The 18,572-nt window shown below is 71.0% G+C and carries 16 protein-coding genes; 10 read left to right on the forward strand and 6 right to left on the reverse strand.

Annotated elements, in window-relative coordinates; all coding sequences use genetic code 11:
• Positions 1-327 precede the first annotated feature (327 nt).
• Positions 328-2,007 carry a GAF domain-containing protein gene (locus ACGFR7_RS11695; RefSeq protein WP_393316553.1) on the forward strand — a complete coding sequence of 560 codons (1,680 nt, stop codon included), beginning with the start codon at positions 328-330 and terminating at the stop codon, positions 2,005-2,007.
• A 90-nt stretch (positions 2,008-2,097) separates the two neighbouring features.
• Here the strand turns inward: ACGFR7_RS11695 and ACGFR7_RS11700 are convergent, their stop codons facing one another.
• A complete protein-coding gene (locus ACGFR7_RS11700) occupies positions 2,098-3,150 on the reverse strand; it encodes an HAD family hydrolase (protein WP_393316466.1) in 1,053 nt (350 codons plus the stop codon).
• Positions 3,151-3,408: 258 nt separating this feature from the next.
• On the opposite strand from ACGFR7_RS11700, the gene ACGFR7_RS11705 reads away from it, so the two are divergent.
• From ACGFR7_RS11705 to ACGFR7_RS11715, 3 genes are all read left to right on the forward strand, one after another.
• On the forward strand, positions 3,409-4,308 hold the full coding sequence (locus ACGFR7_RS11705) for an LLM class flavin-dependent oxidoreductase (protein WP_393316469.1): 900 nt from the start codon (positions 3,409-3,411) through the stop codon (positions 4,306-4,308).
• Between the two features lie 438 nt (positions 4,309-4,746).
• Positions 4,747-5,646 (forward strand): zinc metalloprotease HtpX, encoded by a 900-nt coding sequence (gene htpX, locus ACGFR7_RS11710; RefSeq protein WP_393316472.1) that lies wholly within the window; start codon positions 4,747-4,749, stop codon positions 5,644-5,646.
• A 120-nt stretch (positions 5,647-5,766) separates the two neighbouring features.
• Positions 5,767-6,330 carry a hypothetical protein gene (locus ACGFR7_RS11715; RefSeq protein WP_393316475.1) on the forward strand — a complete coding sequence of 188 codons (564 nt, stop codon included), beginning with the start codon at positions 5,767-5,769 and terminating at the stop codon, positions 6,328-6,330.
• A 107-nt stretch (positions 6,331-6,437) separates the two neighbouring features.
• Here ACGFR7_RS11715 and ACGFR7_RS11720 read toward each other — a convergent pair whose 3' ends face one another.
• Both ACGFR7_RS11720 and ACGFR7_RS11725 read right to left on the reverse strand, forming a co-directional pair.
• A complete protein-coding gene (locus ACGFR7_RS11720; protein ID WP_393316478.1) occupies positions 6,438-6,980 on the reverse strand; it encodes an RNA 2'-phosphotransferase in 543 nt (180 codons plus the stop codon).
• A gap of 110 nt (positions 6,981-7,090) precedes the next feature.
• Positions 7,091-7,705, reverse strand: coding sequence for a PadR family transcriptional regulator (locus ACGFR7_RS11725; RefSeq protein WP_393316480.1), 615 nt, complete (start codon positions 7,703-7,705; stop codon positions 7,091-7,093).
• A 136-nt stretch (positions 7,706-7,841) separates the two neighbouring features.
• Here ACGFR7_RS11725 and ACGFR7_RS11730 point away from each other — a divergent pair, with 136 nt between their 5' ends.
• A complete protein-coding gene (locus tag ACGFR7_RS11730) occupies positions 7,842-8,432 on the forward strand; it encodes a hypothetical protein (protein ID WP_393316483.1) in 591 nt (196 codons plus the stop codon).
• On the forward strand, positions 8,429-9,775 hold the full coding sequence (locus tag ACGFR7_RS11735; RefSeq protein WP_393316486.1) for a carotenoid oxygenase family protein: 1,347 nt from the start codon (positions 8,429-8,431) through the stop codon (positions 9,773-9,775). The genes ACGFR7_RS11730 and ACGFR7_RS11735 overlap by 4 nt, the downstream gene beginning before the upstream one ends.
• Before the next feature lie 136 nt (positions 9,776-9,911).
• On the opposite strand, the gene ACGFR7_RS11740 is transcribed toward ACGFR7_RS11735, so the two are convergent.
• The 3 genes from ACGFR7_RS11740 to ACGFR7_RS11750 form a co-directional block, all read right to left on the reverse strand.
• A complete protein-coding gene (locus tag ACGFR7_RS11740; RefSeq protein ID WP_393316489.1) occupies positions 9,912-11,153 on the reverse strand; it encodes a MerR family transcriptional regulator in 1,242 nt (413 codons plus the stop codon).
• A 358-nt stretch (positions 11,154-11,511) separates the two neighbouring features.
• Complete coding sequence (locus ACGFR7_RS11745; RefSeq protein ID WP_393316491.1) at positions 11,512-13,242, reverse strand: SDR family oxidoreductase; 1,731 nt, start codon at positions 13,240-13,242, stop codon at positions 11,512-11,514.
• A 245-nt stretch (positions 13,243-13,487) separates the two neighbouring features.
• Positions 13,488-14,354 carry a M24 family metallopeptidase gene (locus tag ACGFR7_RS11750; RefSeq protein WP_393316494.1) on the reverse strand — a complete coding sequence of 289 codons (867 nt, stop codon included), beginning with the start codon at positions 14,352-14,354 and terminating at the stop codon, positions 13,488-13,490.
• A gap of 207 nt (positions 14,355-14,561) precedes the next feature.
• Between ACGFR7_RS11750 and ACGFR7_RS11755 the strand changes: the two genes are divergently transcribed.
• From ACGFR7_RS11755 to ACGFR7_RS11770, 4 genes are all read left to right on the forward strand, one after another.
• A complete protein-coding gene (locus ACGFR7_RS11755) occupies positions 14,562-15,617 on the forward strand; it encodes an ABC transporter ATP-binding protein (RefSeq protein WP_393316496.1) in 1,056 nt (351 codons plus the stop codon).
• Complete coding sequence (locus ACGFR7_RS11760) at positions 15,607-16,563, forward strand: ABC transporter permease (protein WP_393316499.1); 957 nt, start codon at positions 15,607-15,609, stop codon at positions 16,561-16,563. The genes ACGFR7_RS11755 and ACGFR7_RS11760 overlap by 11 nt, the downstream gene beginning before the upstream one ends.
• A gap of 76 nt (positions 16,564-16,639) precedes the next feature.
• Entirely contained in the window at positions 16,640-17,551 is a 912-nt protein-coding gene (locus ACGFR7_RS11765; RefSeq protein ID WP_393316502.1) for an ABC transporter ATP-binding protein, read from the forward strand.
• A 23-nt stretch (positions 17,552-17,574) separates the two neighbouring features.
• Complete coding sequence (locus tag ACGFR7_RS11770) at positions 17,575-18,351, forward strand: ABC transporter permease subunit (protein ID WP_393316504.1); 777 nt, start codon at positions 17,575-17,577, stop codon at positions 18,349-18,351.
• Positions 18,352-18,572 lie beyond the last annotated feature (221 nt).

Raw genomic sequence — 18,572 nt, forward strand, 5'->3', positions numbered from 1 at the left:
CGACGCGCTGCCGGTGTGTGGGGCGGCACGTTGCCGGTGGGTGAGGCGACGCGTTGCCGGTGGCCCGGGACGGCGTACCGCCCCGGGCGCGCGCCGGGGCTCGTCCCGCCCTGTACCGGGCCCATCCCGCCCTGCCCCGGGCCCGTCCCCCTTCGCGCCCGAGCGCCGCGCATAACCGGACTTTCCCCGGAAAACAGCCCTTATTAGGCTCATGGCATGGCAGCCACGGCAGAACCCCCACCCGCGGGCCCCGCGGGCCCCGCGGACCCGGCGGACGCGGACCCCGGGGCCCACGGGAGCGACGGTGCGAACCCGGCGCCCGACCCCATGGAGGCCGCCACCGAGGCGACCCGCAGTCTGCAGGGGCTGTCGTCCGAGCTGACCGCCCGGGTGCCGCAGCTGCTGGAAGCGATGCGCTCGGTCGGCGCGGGTCTCGATCTGCACATCACCCTGGACCGGATCGTGGAGACGGCCGCCGAGCTGGCCGACGCCCGCTACGCCGCGATCGGGATCATCGACGACGCCCGCGAGGGGCTGTCGGACTTTGTGACATACGGGGTGACCAGGGAGCAGCACGAACGGATCGGCGCGCTGCCCGACGGCCACAAGGGCCTGCTCGGGGCGCTCATCCATGATCCCAAGCCACTGCGCCTCGCCGACCTCACGACGGACTCCCGCTCTGCGGGCTTCCCGGCCGGGCACCCGCCGATGCGGACGTTTCTCGGGGTGCCGATCCGCGTCCAGGGCGAGATCTTCGGCAACCTCTATCTGACCGAGAAGCGCGCGGGCCGGGAGTTCAGCGAGGAAGACCTGCACATGGTGCGGGTGCTGGCCACCGAGGCCGGTATCGCGATCGGCAACGCCCGGCTGCATGAGGCAACCGCGCAGCGGGAGCGGTGGATCGACGGCTCCGTGGCGGTGACCACCGAACTCCTCGCCGGCAGCGATGTCGACGATGCGCTCGCGGTGGTCGCCGAGCAGGCCCGCAAGCTGGCGGAGTCGGCGGCCGGCATTGTGCTGCTGCCCGATGAGGAGGGCGGTCTGGAGATCGTCGCGGTGTCGGCCGACGATCCCACCGGCATCATGGGGACGCAGATTCCGCCCCACAGCCCGGTGGTCGAACAACTCCTCACCGGGGAGCCCGTGTTCGTGCACGATTCGGCCACCGATCCACGGATGATCACTGATATCGCGGCCCGCTTCGGACCCAGCATGATGCTGCCGCTCAAAAGTGGCGGACGGGTGCTCGGCACCCTTGCGACCCCGCGGGCCAGGGGCGCCCGCCCGTTCACCGCCGCCGAGCGGACGCTGGCCACCCAGTTCGCAGCGCAGGCCGCACTGGCGCTGGTGCTGGCGGACGCCCAGCGTGACCGTGAGCGGCTCGCCGTCTATGAGGACCGCGACCGGATCGCCCGTGACCTGCACGATCTCGTTATCCAACGGCTTTTCGCGACGGGCATGATCCTGGAGAGCGCACAGCGCAGATCCGTCGTGCCCGAGGTGACACAGGGCGTCGGCAAGGCCGTCGACGAGCTGGACGTCACCATCCAGGAGATCAGAACCGCGATCTTCGCCCTGCAACAGGGGCCGGCCGAGGCGCCGTCCGGGCTGCGGACCCGGGTCCTGCGCGAAATCGGCACCGCCGCCGTACCACTCGGCTTCCAGCCGTCGGCCGGCTTCATCGGCCCGGTCGACTCCCGGGTCGGCGAGCTGACCGGCAAAAACCTGATTGCCGCGCTGCGCGAGGCGCTGTCGAACGCCTTCCGCCACGCCCAGGCCTCCCGGATCGAGGTCGTCGTCGACGCCACGATCCGACTCCCGGACGGTGCCGACGGCGTCCGCCTGACCGTCGCCGACGACGGCATCGGCATCTCGGGCGGCGGTCGCCGCAGCGGCCTCAAGAACCTCGCCAAGCGCGCGGAGTCGCTGGGCGGCTCCAGCGCCTACGGCCCCGGGCTCGGCGAGGCCGGTACGGGGACGACGCTGAGGTGGGAGGCGCCGCTGTGAGGGCAGGGCGGCGCGGGTGCAGGGGGCGGGCGGGGCCGAGTGAGGCCAGACGGGGCAGGCGGGGGGCAGGCGGGGCCGGCCCCCGTGGTGCTACCGGCCGTCCCTTGGGAGGCCGTCGCGCAGGATCCGCTCGATGACGGCCGCGACGCCGTCGTCGTTGTTGGACGCGGTACGGCCCGTCGTGGCGGCCAGCACGTCGGGGTGGGCGTTGGCCATGGCGTACGAGGTGCCGGCCCAGGTCAGCATCTCTATGTCGTTCGGCATGTCCCCGAAAGCGACCACTTCCTGCGGGGAGATGCCGCGCTCCGCACAGCAGCGGGCGAGGGTGCCGGCCTTGCTGACACCGGGACCGCTGATCTCCAGGAGGGCGGTGGGGCTGGACCGGGTGAAGGACGCGAGATCACCGGCGGTCGTGCGGGCCAGCGTGAGGAACGCGTCGGGGTCCAGCTCGGGGTGGTGCGCCAGCAGCTTGATCACGGGCTGCTCGGGGAAAGCGGGGCTTGTGGGTCCGGTGGGTCCGGTGAGACCGATGGGAACGGCGGGACCGGCGGGACCGGCGGGACCGGTGGTGTCACCAGAGGGGGCGCTTCCGAAAGGCGCGCTACCTGAGGGGCCGCCCGGCCTCTGGGGCTCGTCGTGATCCGCGGGGTGCGGACACAGCGTCGAGACGAAGTCCTCGGCCAGCAGCTTCTCGGCCGGCGCGACGACCGCGGCCGGGTCCAGGAGGAGCGGCGGGTACTGCGGCTCGTAGTGGATGCCGCCGGTGCGCTCGACCGCGAACGAGGTGCCGGGCGCGCCACTGCGCAGCGCGTCCACGACTTCGAGCGCGACGGTGCGCTCCAGGGGGCTGACCTCGACGATCCGGCCGCCGCGGTGCAGATCGACGACGGCCGCGCCGTTCGCGCAGATCGCCAGGCCGTGACCGTGCACATGGTCGCTGACCACGCCCATCCAGCGGGCCGGACGTCCGGTGACGAAGAACACCTCGATGCCGGCCCGCTCCGCGGCGGCCAGCGCGGCGATGGTCCGGTCGGAGACCGTCTTGTCGTCGTGCAGCAGCGTGCCGTCGAGATCGGTGGCGATCAGCCGGGGCGCAACGGCCGTTCCGGGCGCCCGTGGTGGTGTGGCGGGGGCATCAGTCACGGGGACATCTTCCCGTACCGCCGCGCACAGGGGTGCGGTGGGTTGTGCGCAGGAGCCCGTGGCGCCCGGGCGGATGGCGTAAGGACCGGGCGGTGGTGGAGCCCGTCCACGGGGCCGAGGTGACGGGCGGAGCCCGGCCATGGCATTGAGGCAACGTGGCGGAGCCCGTCCATGGGACCGAGGCGGGACGCGGCGGAGCCCGTCCATGGCACCGAGGCGAATCGTTCGCACCGCGCGGACGGCCGTAGGCTCGGGGGTATGCGACTGAGCACCGTGATACTCCCCGTCCGCCGCTGGTCCGAAGGCGGACGGGAGGCATGGCAGCGCGCCGAGGAACTGGGCTTCCACGCCGCGTACACCTACGACCACCTCTCGTGGCGGAGCTTCCGCGACCAGGCTTGGTTCGGCGCCCTTCCGACGCTGACCGCAGCCGCGGCCGCGACCTCCCGTCTGCGGCTGGGCACCCTCGTCACCTCGCCGAACTTCCGGCACCCGGTCACCCTCGCCAAGGAACTGATCTCGCTCGACGACATCAGCGACGGCCGGATCACCCTGGGCATCGGCGCCGGTGGCAACGGCTTCGACGCCACCGCGCTCGGCCAGGACCCCTGGGAGCCGCGGGAGCGGGCCGACCGCTTCGCCGAGTTCGTCGCGCTGCTGGACCGGCTGCTGTCCCAGGATGTCGTCTCCTACGCCGGCGACCACTACTCCGCGCACGAGGTCCGCAACATCCCCGGCTGTGTGCAGCGGCCGCGGCTGCCGTTCGCGGTGGCGGCCACCGGTCCGCGCGGGCTGAAGCTGGCCGCCCAGTACGGCCAGGCCTGGGTGACGACGGGGGACCCCAAGGTCTCCAACGGGGGCGGTACGCCGGACGAGTCGCGTGCGGCGATCCGCGGACAGATAGAGCGGCTGGGCAAGGCCTGCGCCGATCAGGGCCGGGACCTCGCCGACCTGCGGAAGGTCATGCTGACCGGCTTCACCCCGGACCGTCCGCTGGACTCCGTGGACGCCTTTGTCGACTTCGCCGGACGCCATGCCGAGCTCGGCATCGACGAGCTGGTCCTCCACTGGCCGATCGCCGATTCGGTCTTCGAGGCCGACGTCGCGGTCTTCGAACGGATCGCGACGGAGGGGCTGGGACAGCTGGCCGCCCGGTAGGCAGGGCTCCGGAGGCGTCTCCGTGGCCACAGGACTTTCCGGCAGCACCGGGAGCCCTGGCAGCACCGGGAGCCCCGGCAGCACCGGGAGCCCTGGCAGCACCGGGAGCCCCGGCAGCACCGGGAGCACTGACAGTCCCGGCAGCACCGACAGCCCCGGCGCGCCGGGTGCCCCTACATGGAGGTGCCCGCCTACCCCCGGCACGGAAGCGCCCCGACAGCACCGGCATCGAAGGTGTCCGACAACCCACAGCCCACAGCCCACAGCCCACAGCCAGACGCGCCCGGCACTCCCCTGGCCTGGGCTTTACCCCGCATATAGCTCCGAAGAGGGAGAATTGGGGCAGCTGGGCGCGGTGTGCGTCCCGCGGTGCGCGGTGCGCGGACGGCACGCGAGCGGTCGGCCCACTGCGCGAACTGCGGTGCTTTCGGAGGAGCTATGGCACAGACCCGATTCGCCCCGGACCACGGGCTGACCACACGCATGGTCACCACGATGTTCTTCATCGGGCTGCTGTACGTCGTGGTCGTCGGCGTGCTGGTGGTGCTGCTCAAGGGCGCGTGGGTGGTGGTGCTGCTGATCGCGGGCGCCCTGTTCATCGCGCAGTTCTGGTTCAGTGACCGGATCGCGGCGTTCAGCATGGGCGCGCGTGAGGTCACACCGGAGCAGGCGCCCGAGCTGCACGGCGCCGTCGACCGGCTGTGTGCGCTGGCCGATATGCCCAAGCCGCGGGTGGCGATCGCCGAGTCGGATGTGCCGAATGCCTTCGCCACCGGCCGCGGTCAGAAGAACTCCCTGGTGTGTGCCACCACCGGGCTGCTCAGGCGGCTGGAGCCGGAGGAGCTGGAGGGGGTGCTGGCCCACGAGCTCTCGCATGTCGCGCACCGCGATGTCGCGGTGATGACCATCGCCTCGTTCCTCGGCGTGCTGGCCGGGATCATCACCCGCGCCGCCCTGTGGAGCGGCATCGGGCGCAACAACCGGGACCAGAACGCGGCCATCGCGGTGCTCATCGTCACCGCCGTGAGCGTGGTCGTCTACGCGATCAGCTTCCTGCTGACCCGGCTGCTGTCCCGTTACCGTGAGCTGTCCGCCGACCGGGCCGCCGCACTGCTGACCGGCCGGCCCTCGGCGCTGGCCGCCGCGCTGACCAAGGTCACCGGCCAGATCGCGAGGATCCCGACCGAGGATCTGCGTAAGGCCCAGCCGTTCAACGCCTTCTACTTCGCCCCGGCGTTCAACAAGGAGAGCTTCAGCCGGCTGCTGTCCTCGCACCCGACGCTGGAACAGCGGCTGGACCAACTGGCCAAGATCTCGGCGCAGCTGGGGCGGGCGTGATGAGCGGCGTGGCCGGGACGGATGGGATGACCGACGCAGAGGCGACGACCGGCGCAGTGGGGCTGGATGTGATGACCGGCGCAGCGGGGCCGGAGGGATCGAACAAGGAGTACGTCACGCATGGGATTTCTTGACGCCATCCTCGGCCGCAGCAAACCCGTACGCCCCGATCTCGACCAGCTCTTCGCGCTGCCGTCCGCCGCGGTCACCCTTCAGGCCGCGGCCGGGTTCGAACCCACCGGCCTGGGGTCGGTGTGTTTCGCCAGCGTCGAGGGCGGGACGTTCGCCCGCATCCAGGAGGAGGCCCGGTCCCTGCTGGACGGTTCGGTGGAGTTCACGCAGGACGCGTACGGCTACACCTGGCTGCTCGCGCGGCATCCGCCCGAGGACGTAGCGGGCCTGGTCAACGACCTGCACGCGGTCAATACCTCGCTGGAGGAGGCGGGGTTCGGCCCGCAGTTGCTGTGTTCGCTGGTCGGCTTCCGTGATGAACGGCAGCGGTCGCTGGCGCTCGTCTACCTCTACAAGCGCGGCACGTTCTACCCCTTCTCCCCCAAGGAGGGCGGCGGCGAGAAGCGCGACAACCCGCTCGAACTGGAGGTGCGGGCGATGCTCGCGGACGACCTGACCATCGAGCAGGATCTGGCGCGGTGGTTCCCCGTGTGGGGGGCGCCGGGCCTCTGAGGGAGCGGACTGGCGGGACGGGGTGCGGTGGGGGGGAGACAGGGCGGTGGGCCCGGCCCGGCCGTCTGGGCACACCGTTTTCGGCGCTGTCCTACGGGACCGATGGTTCAGCCGGGGAAACGCAGGAACGGGGCCGGTACCCGGCTGGTGAGCCAGACGCCGTTCGCGCTGACCCGGAAGACATGGCCGGCGCGGTGCATCGCCCCCGCGTCCACGGTCAGGACCACGGGCTTGCCGCGCCGTGCTCCCACCCGCGTCGCGGTTTCGCGGTCGGGCGAGAGATGGACGGCATGCCGCGACATCGGCCGCAGTCCCTCCTCCCGGATGGCGGCCACATTGCGGGCCACCGTGCCGTGGAAGAGCTGCGCGGGTGGTTCGGCCGGCGGCAGATCGAGGTCGACCTGCACCGAGTGGCCTTGCTGGGCACGGATCCGGTCGTTCTCCATGGCGTAGCGCTGCTTGTCGTTGTCGGCGACCACTGCCGCCAACTCCCCCCGGGAAAAGCGGAATCCATGTCGTGCGGCCGCTGAAATGAGCTCTTCCACGGGCACCCAGCCCTGGGCGTCGAGGGTGATGCCGATTCGCTCCGGTTCATGGCGCAGATGTTTCGCCAGGTACTTCGAGATGCGCACCGAGCGCTGGTTGTCCATGTCTCCAGGGTGCCGCGCGCGGCATGCGGCGGCACCTGAATTGTGGAACGGGGAGGCGGTGGGGCGCCGCCCGGGGCGTTCTGCCTGCCTTCGCGCTATCTCGCTTCGCGCTATCCCGCTTCGCTCTGCCGGCTCTCCTTCTCCAGGCCTTCCTTCCGGTGGCCTTTCTCGTGCTGCTTCCTTGCGAGTTCGCTGGCCCTTTTCGCCTTTGCGCTGGTCACCTCATCGGCTGCCCAGCGGGCCCATTCCTCCTGGGTCGCCGACATCCGCAGTCCGTACTCCAGCGCGATCCGTCCGTAGACCGAAATCATCTCCTCGTCCCACTCGGCGGTCTCCTCGATGTGCTCGAGCGTGGCACGGGTACGAGCGGCGCGTTCGGCCTGATGCAGGAGAAAGGTCTGTGCCTCGAGGGGCGTCACGATGCCGAGGAAGAAGACGCGCAACAGGCCGTCATCGCGAGGGGGGCCGCCGGGTTCGACGTCGGTGAGCCAGCGGCGCAGCTCCGCCAGGCCGTCCTCGGTGATCGCGTACTCCTTGCGGCCGCGGGGGCCGTGGGCGGCGATCTCGACGAGTCCGGCGGTGGTGAGCTTGGTGAGCTCGCCGTACACCTGACTCTGTGTGGCCGGCCAGACGCTCGACAGCGAGGCGTTGAACAGCTTCATCAGGTCGTACCCGCTCGCCGGCGCTTCGGCCAGCAGGCCCAGCACTGCATGTCTCAGGCTCATGACCGGCACTTTACCTTCCACTGTTGACATGTCAAAGGTGGAGGTTCTACATTCGACATGTCGAGATTGGAATGTGTGCCAAGTGCGGCGACTCGTCCCGGTGTTGAGGCGCGACCGTGCAGGAAGAGGGGGAATCATGAACTACCTGCGGAGCTTCATTCCGTGGCTGGTCTTTGCGGGGGTGGCCTCCGCCGGCTGGCAGTGGGGGGCGCTCGCCGGCCTGCTGATAGCCGTGGCGCTGCTCATCGCCGACCGTGCCGCGGGTCTTTCGCTCGACTACCGGCTGCTGGAGTACGGCACGATCCTGTTCTTCGCGGGCCTCAGTGTGCTGGCCTTCGTCCGTCCCGACAGCGGACTCAAGATGTACGGCAGCGCCTTGTCGCAGGGCTGGCTGGCGCTCATCGCCTGGGTGTCGATCGCCGTGCGACGGCCCTTCACGATGGGGATCGCGCGCCGGATGGCCCCGCCCGAGGTCTGGCATACCCCGCTGTTCCGCCGCATCAACGTCGTACTCACGGCCGCGTGGGCGCTGTCCTTCACTCTCACTGCGATCGCCCAGACCGTCGCCTCCCTCCACGCCTGGAACGTCATCGTCTCGATCGCCATTCAGATCGCCGGATTCGTCCTTCCCATCCGCTTCACCGCCGCCTACCCGGAGCGGGCCCGTGCCCGCTTCATGGAGAACTCCGGCGTGCGGGCCGACGCCCAAGGAGGGCTGGCCGTATGACCACCACACCCCCGACCACCGCAACCGCATCACACGCCCCCGCACCCCACATGGCCGGCAACTTCGCCCCGGTGAAGGACGAAGTGACCGCCTACGACCTCCCGGTCACCGGCACGATCCCGCCCGGGCTCACCGGCTGGTTCCTGCGCAACGGCCCCAACCCGCGGGATGCCGCCACCGCACACTGGTTCTTCGGCGACGGCATGGTCCACGGTCTGCGCCTGGAGGGCGGCCGGGCCGTCTCCTACCGCAACCGCTGGGTCCGCACCGCCACCTTCGAAGGCGAACCCACGGTGGACGCGCAGGGCCGCCGCAATCTGGCGGCGGGCGTGGCCAACACCCATATCGTCCGGCATGCCGGACGCACGCTCGCGCTCGTCGAGTCGTCCTTGCCCTACGAGATCGACTGCCGTTCCGGCCATGAACTGGAGACTCTGGGCGCCCATGACTTCGGGGGCCGGCTCACCACCGCCATGACGGCCCATCCCAAAACCTGTCCCACCACCGGCGAGCTGCACTTCTTCGGATACGGCGGCCCCACCCCGCCCTATCTCACCTACCACCGTGCCGACGCGTCAGGGGAGTTGGTGATCAGCCGCCCCATCGATGTTCCGGGGCGCACGATGATGCACGACTTCCATCTGACCGCCGGCCACGTCATCTTCATGGACCTCCCGGTCGTCTTCGACCGCAGCCACCCCGGCATGCCGTTCCGCTGGGACCCGGAGTACGGCGCCCGGCTCGGCATACTGCGACGTGACGACCCCTATGGCGAGGTCCGCTGGCTGCCCATCGACCCTTGCTATGTCTTCCACGCCCTGAATGCCCACGACGAGGGAGACCAGCGGATCGTTCTGCATGTATCCCGCTACGCCGAATTCGGCGGCACGACCCCGGCCCACCTCTGGCGCTGGACCATCGACCTCACCACGGGCACGGTCGCCGAGGAGCAACTCGACGACCGGCACTGCGAGTTCCCCAGGGTGGATGACCGGCTCGCCGGGCTGCCGGCCCGCTTCGGCCATGCCACCACCGGCGAGCTGCCGGGCAGCGGCCCCATACCCGGTGCCCTGCTCCGCTACGACCTGCGGACCGGTGCGGTCGTCCGGCATGACTTCGGCCCGGGGCGCACTCCGGCCGAGGCCGTCTTCGCCCCGGCGGACGACCGTCCGGGAGGCCCGGGCTGGCTGATCACTTATGTCTACGACGCCTCCACGGACACCAGCGATCTCGTCGTGCTCGACGCGGAGGACCTATCTGCCGAACCGGTCGCCACGGTCCATCTCCCACAGCGGGTGCCGTACGGCTTCCACGGCAACTGGCTCCCCGACCCGGTCAGTTGAGGTACCGAGGCGCGCAAGGAGGGGGTCGGCGTCGCACACGATCTGATCCTTGACAACTCAAGACTGCGTACGGCTCCGCTGGGCTCCGCGTTCGGCCGGGCTCGGTGTCGGTGTCGGTGTCGGTGTGGAGGCCGGACTAGAGCTCGTTGACGGTCCGGTGCCCGGCGCCGGTCCGGTGCTCCGGGTGGGCACCGCTCGCGCCGTCCCTCGGCGCGGTCCCGCTTTTGCCCGACGCCAGGGCGTCCATCGTGCGGGCCTGCACCTCCCGGTGTGCGGCGGCGGCAATGAAGGCGGCCGTGTGCTCCGCGCCCACCAGAGTCCGCACCGCCTGCACGACTTCGGTGGGGAGCAGCACCGTCTCCGGCAGCGCGTCGGGGCCGGGCGCGGTAGGGGGGCCCGCGACCGGTCCGGGTGCGGTCGTCGGGGCGGCCGACGGCGGTCCGACCACGTCGCGGGGTCCGGGCCGGGCCTGAGGTCCGGGCACGGCCTCGGGCCCGGGTATGGCCTCGCGTTCGGGCACGCTTCCGTGGCCCGCATCGGAAGGCGGCGTCCCCGCGGGCGTCCGCCCGGCGCCGGTCGCCGCTGACGGCGCCGGGGCCCGCGCCCCGACGGACGCCAGTGCCTCTGCCGGTAGTGCCTCGCTGAGGTGATGACGCAGGTAGCGGGTGGCCAGGGTGCGCATGGCGCGGGCGAGTTCGGCGTCAATCGTCTGCTGGGCCAGGGGGCGCAGCCGGCGTACGAGGGCGGCGGCTTCCGCGGCCTCGGCCTCGGTGGGCGGGTGGTCCAGGAAGGGCTGGAAGACATGCTCGGTGGTGAAGTCCAGGAAGCGGGAGGCGATGTGCTCGACCTCGACGCGCACCTCCCGCAGATGACCGGTGATCGCCAGCAGCGGGACGCCGGCGGAGTGCAGTTCGGCGGCGACCGCGAGTTCCTGCGGGCTGGGGACGAGGAACGCGTCGTCCTCGCCGGGGATCCTTTCCAGGACGCCGAGTGCGACGGCCTCGGTGATTGCCTCCTCGTCGGAAGAGCCTCCGAAGGCGGCGTCCAGGTCCGGGCGGCTGACGCGGGAGGCCTCCTCGTCGGTCCACGGTCCGTCGATCTCGGCGACCAGGCCCAGGACCCCGCCGAGGTCGAGGCCCGCGTGCCAGGCCTGGAGGAGTTCCTTGATGCTGGCGAGGGAGTATCCGCGGTCGAGCAGACCGGCGATCTGGCGCAGCCGGGCCAGATGGGTGTCGCCGTAGACATTGGCCCGGCCCCGGCGCTCCGGGCGGGGGAGCAGCCCGCGGTCCTGATAGGCGCGAATCGTGCGGACCGTGGCGCCGCTGAGGTGCGCCAGGTCCTCGATGCGGTACTCGCCCGTCGGCGGCTGCTGGGTCACTGGGGTGCTCCTTACGAGAGGGCCGCGTGCCACGGGCCGCGTGCCACGAGTCGCGTGCCACGAGTGGGCGCGCGCTACGAGTGGGCGGTCCGGCACACCGAGTCTGCCGTGGCCGGTGCCCGCCGTGGCCGGTGCCCGCCGTGGCCGGTGGCGGCCGCGGCCCGTGCCTGCGCGGCCCGTGCTGCCACCCGGGCCATGGCCCCCGACCGGCCCCGGCCCTGGCCCCGGCCACGGAAGCGTGCCGAGTGCCGGGACTGTGCAGTCGAGCCCCGGTCTCGGACACGTGCCGGGACCTCGGCCGGAGGCCCTGCCGAGCGAAGGCTGCCCGGCCGAGCGAAGGCCGGCCGGGCGTCCGGCGCTACAGTCGCGGCTCGAAGCGGGCAAGGGCGCGCAGCGCGCGCGGGGTGAAGCGGGACATCAGATGGGCGCCGCGGGCCTCGGGGGTGACCGGCACCACCGCCTGGTTGCGGACCACCGCACGCAGAATGGCGTCGGCGACCTTCTCCGGGGGGTAGTTGCGCAGCCTGTACATCCGCGAGGCCTTGGCCTGGCGGCGCTTCTCCTCATCGGCAGAGACACCGGTGAAGCGGGCCGTTGCGGTGATGCCGGTGTTGACCAGCCCCGGACAGATGGCGGAGACGCCAATGCCCTGACCGGCCAGTTCGGCACGCAGGCACTCGCTGAGCATCAGGACGGCCGCCTTGGACGTGCTGTAGGCGGGCAGCACCCTCGACGGCTGGAAGGCGGCGGCCGAGGCGATGTTGACGATATGGCCGCCCTGGCCGCGGTGCGCCATTTTCCTGCCGAAGATCCGGCAGCCATGGATGACGCCCCACAGGTTGACGTCCAGCACCTTCTTCCAGTCATCGGCGCCGGTCTGCAGGAAGGGGCCGGACAGGCCGATGCCGGCGTTGTTCACCAGGACGTCGACGGTGCCGTACTCGGTGTCGACCTTGTCGGAAAGCTTCTCCATCGCCGCCTCGTCCGAGACATCGACGACCTCCGCCCAGGCCTCCGGCGCACCGGTCAGCCGGGACAGCTCGGCGGTCCGCGCCGCGCCCTCGGCATCCCGGTCGACGGCGATGATCCGTGCGCCGGCCTCGGCGAAGGCGAACGCGGTCGCCCGGCCGATGCCGCCGGCCGCGCCGGTCACCAGCACCAGCTGACCGCCGAACCGGTCGGCATGCGGGCCGGATGCCACGACCTGCTGTGCCGGATTCCCCTCTTCCTTGGCGGTGACGAACGCACCGATCCAGGAGACGAGCTGGTCGGGGCGGGTACGCGGTACCCAGTGCTTGGCCGGGAGGGTGCGGCGCACCAGCTGGGGCGCCCACTGCTCCAGGTCGTCGTACAGCCGCTGGGAGAGGAAGGCGTCGCCGGTCGGGGTGATCAGCTGGACCGGGCAGTGCGCATAGGCGTCGCTGCGCGGGCGGCGGAGCCGGGGAAGGACATTGTCACGGTAGAGCCAGGCGCCGTGGGCGGCATCGGCCGGTAGTGAAGCGGTCGGGTAGTCACCGCCCGGTACCTTCTCCAGGCGCTGCAGGATCTGTGGCCAGCGCTTTCCGAGCGGGCCCTTCCACGCCAGCTCGGGCAGCACGGGCGTGTGCAGCATGTAGACGTACCAGGACTTGGCGCTCTGGTGGAGGAGCTGGGCGGCCCGCCGGGGCGTGGGGCGCGCCATGCGCTTCTTTATCCAGTGGCCGAAATGGTCCAGGGACGGGCCCGACATGGAGGTGAAGGAGGCGATCCGGCCCTCCGTACGGCGCACCGTCGCGAACTCCCAGGCCTGGACCGAGCCCCAGTCGTGGCCGACGAGGTGAACCGGGCGGTCGGGGCTGACGGCGTCGGCGACGGCCAGGAAGTCGTCCGTCAGCTTCTCCAGGGTGAAGCCGCCGCGCAGCGGCTGCGGAGCGGTGGACCGGCCGCAGCCCCGGACGTCGTAGAGCACCACATGGAACCGGTCGGCCAGGCCACGGGCGACCTCGGACCACACCTCTTTGCTGTCCGGATAGCCGTGCACCAGCATCACCGTGGGCTGTGCCGGATCCCCCAGCTCGGCGACGCACAGCTCGATGCCACCGGTCCGCACCCAGCGCTCCCGCGCGCCGTCGAGCCCGGTGCCGTCGAGCTTGGTGCCATCGAGCCCTGCACCGTTTCCGGCCCCGCCGGGCTGCCGGCCCCGCCCCGTTCGCGGCTTCCGACCGGCTCGCCGCCCGAGTCCCTTACCCCCCGCGGGTCCCTGTCCGGGCTCACGCGCAGGGCCTTGTCCCGGCCCCGGACCTTGTCCCGGCCCTTGTCCTGCTCCCTGTCCCTTTCCCCGACCACGTCCCGTGTTCACGCTGCCCTCTCCTCCTGCCGGTGCCGCACATGCGGCAGATCGTCGTCCAGCCAAAAGGCCCTTTCCTGCCAGTCCTTGGAGTCCGTGACCACCAGGATCTCCTCGAACTTCGCGCCCGTTCCCCGGAACCCGAGGTGGGGTTCGACCGCCCACAGGCCCGGCTGCGGCGGGTGGTCGGAGAAGGCGTGGGGGCTCCACAGCGGGGACCAGCCGTCACGGTGGCCGTGCAGCGCGTCGGAGGCGAGGCCCTTGAGGGACTGGACCCCGAACCCGAAAAGGGTGGGTGACCAGCGGCGTCGGCGGACCCGGTCGATCTTGTGCGCGATGACGCCGAAGGGGTAGGCGCGGTGGCGGTTGGCGTAGCCCTGCCGCACCATCAGCCGGTCGACGTCCTCGTAGATCTCCCGCAGCGAGCGCCCCTCGCGCACCTCGCGCAGGATCAGCTGCCGGTGCGCTCCGAGGTCGGTGAGCAGCCGGTCGTGCACGGGGTTGAGCCCGAGGCAGCCGGAGTAGCCGATGTCGGCCGTGAAGCCCCGATGCACCGGCGCCATGTCGAGGATGAAGGCCATCCCCGGTTCCAGCTCGCGGTGGGTCGGGAAGAACTGCAGCGGCAGGCGGAAGTTGACGAAGGCGGTGCGGTCGCCGAACCAGGCGAACGGCAGATGGAACCAGTCCCGCACCCCGCGCTCGCGCAGCCACTCGCGCTGCATCCGAGCCGCCTCCCGCTCGGTGACCCCGGGCCTGAGCTGGGCGGCGACCGCCTCGGCACAGGCGTACGCGAGCCGCTGGACCTCTCTGAACCCCCTGAGCTCGGCGGTGAGCTCTCCGGCTCCTGATGAGGTCGCCGGGGTGACTGAGGTCATCGTCAACCGTCCGTCCGTGAGCGGTGCATCGCGGTACGCGCCCGTAACTTGACACTGATGAATGTGACAATGGCCGGCGGCCGCGTCAAGGGGGCCGCCGGGTAACCGCCGCGACCCCGATGCCCGGACCACTCGGAGCAGGAGACCCCTACGGGCACGTAATACCGCAGGGGGAGGCACATCCCACCGTCTGGTCTGACGACCTATGTGGCCGGCGCCACTACCGTCGATGACGTGACTGTGATCGTGACCGAAAGCCTGAGCAAGCGGTACCCGCGGGTGACCGCGTTGGACCGGCTCTCCCTTGACATCGCCCCCGGCGTAACGGGCCTGGTGGGCGCCAACGGTGCCGGCAAGTCCACCCTGATCAAGATCCTTCTCGGACTGGCCCCGGCGACCGAAGGGACCGCGCATGTCCTCGGCCTGGACGTGACCAAGGACGGCGGCACCATCCGTGAGCGGGTCGGCTATATGCCCGAGCACGACTGCCTGCCGCCGGACGTCTCGGCCACCGAGTTCGTCGTGCACATGGCCCGGATGTCCGGACTGCCACCGGCCGCCGCCCGTGAGCGCACCGCGGACACCCTGCGCCACGTCGGCCTCTACGAGGAGCGTTACCGCCCCATCGGCGGCTACTCCACGGGCATGAAGCAGCGGGTGAAGCTGGCCCAGGCGCTGGTCCACGACCCGCAGCTGGTGTTCCTCGACGAGCCCACCAACGGCCTCGACCCGGCCGGGCGGGACGAGATGCTCGGCCTGATCCGACGCGTTCACACCGACTTCGGGATCTCCGTCCTGGTGACCTCCCACCTCCTCGGTGAGCTGGAGCGGACCTGTGATCATGTCGTCGTCATCGACGGCGGCGCACTGCTGCGCTCCTCCTCGACCGATGACTTCACACAGGTCACGGCTTCGCTGGCGGTCGAGGTCACGGACACCGACGCCCATCCGGACGGCGCCGCGGCGCTGCGCGCGGCCCTGGCCGCCGCCGGAGCCACCGTCACCACCGGCGCCGCCGACTCGGAAAGCCTCGCCTCCGCCGGGCACCTCCTGTACGTCGAGGCGGCCGGAGAGGAGACCTACGACCTGGTGCGGGACACCGTCGCCGGACTCGGGCTCGGCCTGATCCGGATGGAACAGCGCCGGCACCGGATCGCCGAGGTCTTCCGCGATGCGGACGCGGCGCACGACACCCCCGCCACCGCAGGCGCCCCGAGCGCCCCGTATGCCACCCAGGACGGAGGCGCCCACGATGTCGCCTGAGCCCACGACGTCCGTATCCGCGACTTCCGCGTCCGCGACTTCCGCGTCCGCGACGTCCGCATCCGCCGCGCCGGGCGGCGCCTACATCCACAACATCGGCTACCGCCACCACGACGGCCCCCGTCTGGGCCGTGCCTACGCCCGGCGGTCGCTCTTCTCGCAGAGCCTGCGCGGCGCCTACGGACTGGGCCGCTCGGCCAAGAGCAAGGTGCTGCCGATGCTGCTCTTCGCGGTGATGTGCCTGCCCGCCGCGATCATGGTCGCGGTGGCGGTGTTCACCAAGGCCGCCAGCCTCCCGGTCGACTACTCCCGCTACGCCATCTTCTTCCAGGCCGTCATCGGCCTCTATCTGGCCTCCCAGGCCCCGCAGTCGGTCTCGCGCGACCTGCGCTTCAAGTCCATACCGCTGTACTTCTCCCGCCCCATCGAGCGCAGCGACTATGTGGCGTCGAAGTTCGCGGCGATGGCCGGCGCTCTGCTGATCCTCACCGGCGCCCCGCTGCTGGTCCTCTACGTCGGCGCGCTGCTGGCCAAGCTGGACTTCGTCGACCAGACCAAGGGGCTGGCACAAGGACTGGTCGCCGTGGTGCTGCTCTCGCTGCTGTTCGCCGGGATCGGCCTGGTCGTCTCCGCGGCCACACCCCGTCGTGGTTTCGGCGTCGCCGCCGTGATCGCCGTCCTCACCATTCCGTACGGTGCGGTGAGCGCCGTCCAGCAGATCGCCTTCCTGCAGGGCAACGAGGCCGCCGTCGGCTGGCTGGGGCTGTTCTCCCCCATCACGCTGATCGACGGTGTGCAGTCGGCCTTCCTCGGCGGCACCAGTTCCTTCCCCAACGACGTGGCGCCGTCGACCGGTGCCGGATTCGTCTATCTCCTCGTCACCCTGACCGTCATCGCCGGCTGCTACGCCCTGCTGATGCGCCGCTACCGGAAGGCCGGACTGTGACCGCCCCCTGCCGCCGGCTCCTGCCGGCCGGCATCCCCGGCCCGACCACCACCCTCCTAAGGAATGGGCTGCGCCCATGAGCACTCTCACCATCGACCATGTCTCGCGCTGGTTCGGCAACGTCGTCGCCGTCAACGACATCACGATGACCATCGGTCCCGGCGTGACCGGCCTGCTCGGCCCCAACGGCGCGGGCAAGTCCACGCTCATCAACATGATGGGCGGCTTCCTCGCGCCCTCCAACGGATCGGTCACCCTCGACGGGACCACGATCTGGCGCAACGCCGGTATCTACCGCCACATCGGCATCGTCCCCGAGCGCGAGGCGATGTACGACTTCCTCACGGGGCGCGAATTCGTCCTCGCCAACGCGGAGTTGCACGGACTCGGCCGGACGGAGGCGGCCAGGGCGCTGGCCACCGTCGAGATGGAGCACGCCCAGGACCGCAAGATCTCGACATACAGCAAGGGCATGCGGCAGCGTGTGAAGATGGCTTCCGCGCTGGTCCACGACCCGTCCGTGCTGCTGCTCGACGAGCCGTTCAACGGCATGGACCCCCGTCAGCGGATGCAGCTGATGGAGCTGCTGCGGCGGATGGGCGACCAGGGCCGTACGGTCCTGTTCTCCTCGCACATCCTCGAAGAGGTCGAACAACTCGCCTCGCACATCGAGGTGGTGGTGGCCGGACGGCATGCCGCGTCCGGTGACTTCCGCAAGATCCGCCGCCTGATGACGGACCGCCCGCACCGCTATCTGGTCCGTTCCGACAACGACCGGGCGCTGGCCGGCGCGCTGATCGCCGACCCCTCGACGGCCGGCATCGAGGTGGACCTCACCGAGGGCGCACTGCGCATCCAGGCGGTCGACTTCGGCCGCTTCACCGAACTCCTGCCGCGGGTCGCCCGCGACCACGGCATCCGCCTTCTGACGGTCTCGCCCTCCGACGAGTCGCTGGAATCCGTCTTCTCCTACCTCGTAGCGGCCTGAGGCCCTGAAAGGAGCCCTGACGCATGTCCACGACCACTCCGACGGCCCCCGCCGCGCCCCCCGGCGCGCCCAAGGCCGCGCTCTTCCACCCCACCGTTGCCCGGCTCACCTACCGGGCCCTGCTCGGCCGGCGCCGGGCCCTGATCCTGTTCGCGCTGCCCGCCCTGCTGGTGGCGCTCGCGGTGGCCGTCCGTACGCTGACCGGCGCCGATGACTCCACCGCCGGAAGCATCCTGGGCGGCTTCGCGCTGGGCACGATGGTGCCGCTGATCGGCGTCATCGCCGGTACGGGCGCGATCGGCCCGGAGATCGACGACGGCTCGGTGGTCTATCTCCTCGCCAAGCCGGTGTCCCGGCCGACGATCATCTTCACCAAACTCCTGGTCGCGATAGGCGTCACGGTCACCTTCTCCGTCCTTCCCGTGCTGCTCGCCGGCTTCGTCCTCAACGGCAACAGCCAGCAGATGGCCGTGGGATACGCCGTGGCGGCGGCCATCGCGTCGGTCGTCTACAGCGCTCTCTTCCTCCTCTTCGGCACGATCACCCGGCACGCCGTCGTGTTCGGCCTGGTCTACGCCCTGGTCTGGGAGGCGCTGGTCGGCACGCTCGTCCCGGGCGCGAAGACGCTCAGCGTCCAGCAGTGGGCGCTGGCGGTCGGCCAGAAGGCAGCCGCGGAGGGCGCGATCGTCTCTGATGTGCACCTCCCGCTCGCGATCGGCCTGTTGGTGTCCGTTACGGTCGCCGCCACCTGGTATGCCGCCCGCCGCCTGAAGGCGCTCACTCTGGCCGGCGAGGAGTAACGGGAGTAGCGAGGAGTAACGACGTCCGGGCGCGGCGCGGATGGAGCGCGGCGCGGATGGAGGGGCAGTGCGGACGGAGGAGGCCCCGGGCGTGACGGGGACTCCGGTGCGGAGGGGGCGCCCCTGAGAGGTCGTTTCATCCTGTTGTTTCATCCCGTGATGCGGTCTTTATTGTGCTGTGGGGTCGCGCCAGGAGATGGTGTTCTCGCCGGTGAGGCGGC

Source organism: Streptomyces sp. NPDC048516, assembly GCF_043199875.1.
GTDB lineage: Bacteria > Actinomycetota > Actinomycetes > Streptomycetales > Streptomycetaceae > Streptomyces.

What these genes read in the sequence shown, in the direction of transcription:
- ACGFR7_RS11695 (WP_393316553.1), top strand. Translation starts at nt 328, where the DNA reads ATGGAGGCCGCCACCGAGGCGACCCGCAGTCTGCAGGGGCTGTCGTCC.
- ACGFR7_RS11705 (WP_393316469.1), top strand. Translation starts at nt 3,409, where the DNA reads ATGCGACTGAGCACCGTGATACTCCCCGTCCGCCGCTGGTCCGAAGGC.
- htpX (WP_393316472.1), top strand. Translation starts at nt 4,747, where the DNA reads ATGGCACAGACCCGATTCGCCCCGGACCACGGGCTGACCACACGCATG.
- ACGFR7_RS11715 (WP_393316475.1), top strand. Translation starts at nt 5,767, where the DNA reads ATGGGATTTCTTGACGCCATCCTCGGCCGCAGCAAACCCGTACGCCCC.
- ACGFR7_RS11720 (WP_393316478.1), bottom strand. Translation starts at nt 6,980, where the DNA reads ATGGACAACCAGCGCTCGGTGCGCATCTCGAAGTACCTGGCGAAACAT.
- ACGFR7_RS11725 (WP_393316480.1), bottom strand. Translation starts at nt 7,705, where the DNA reads ATGAGCCTGAGACATGCAGTGCTGGGCCTGCTGGCCGAAGCGCCGGCG.
- ACGFR7_RS11730 (WP_393316483.1), top strand. Translation starts at nt 7,842, where the DNA reads ATGAACTACCTGCGGAGCTTCATTCCGTGGCTGGTCTTTGCGGGGGTG.
- ACGFR7_RS11735 (WP_393316486.1), top strand. Translation starts at nt 8,429, where the DNA reads ATGACCACCACACCCCCGACCACCGCAACCGCATCACACGCCCCCGCA.
- ACGFR7_RS11750 (WP_393316494.1), bottom strand. Translation starts at nt 14,354, where the DNA reads ATGACCTCAGTCACCCCGGCGACCTCATCAGGAGCCGGAGAGCTCACC.
- ACGFR7_RS11760 (WP_393316499.1), top strand. Translation starts at nt 15,607, where the DNA reads ATGTCGCCTGAGCCCACGACGTCCGTATCCGCGACTTCCGCGTCCGCG.
- ACGFR7_RS11765 (WP_393316502.1), top strand. Translation starts at nt 16,640, where the DNA reads ATGAGCACTCTCACCATCGACCATGTCTCGCGCTGGTTCGGCAACGTC.
- ACGFR7_RS11770 (WP_393316504.1), top strand. Translation starts at nt 17,575, where the DNA reads ATGTCCACGACCACTCCGACGGCCCCCGCCGCGCCCCCCGGCGCGCCC.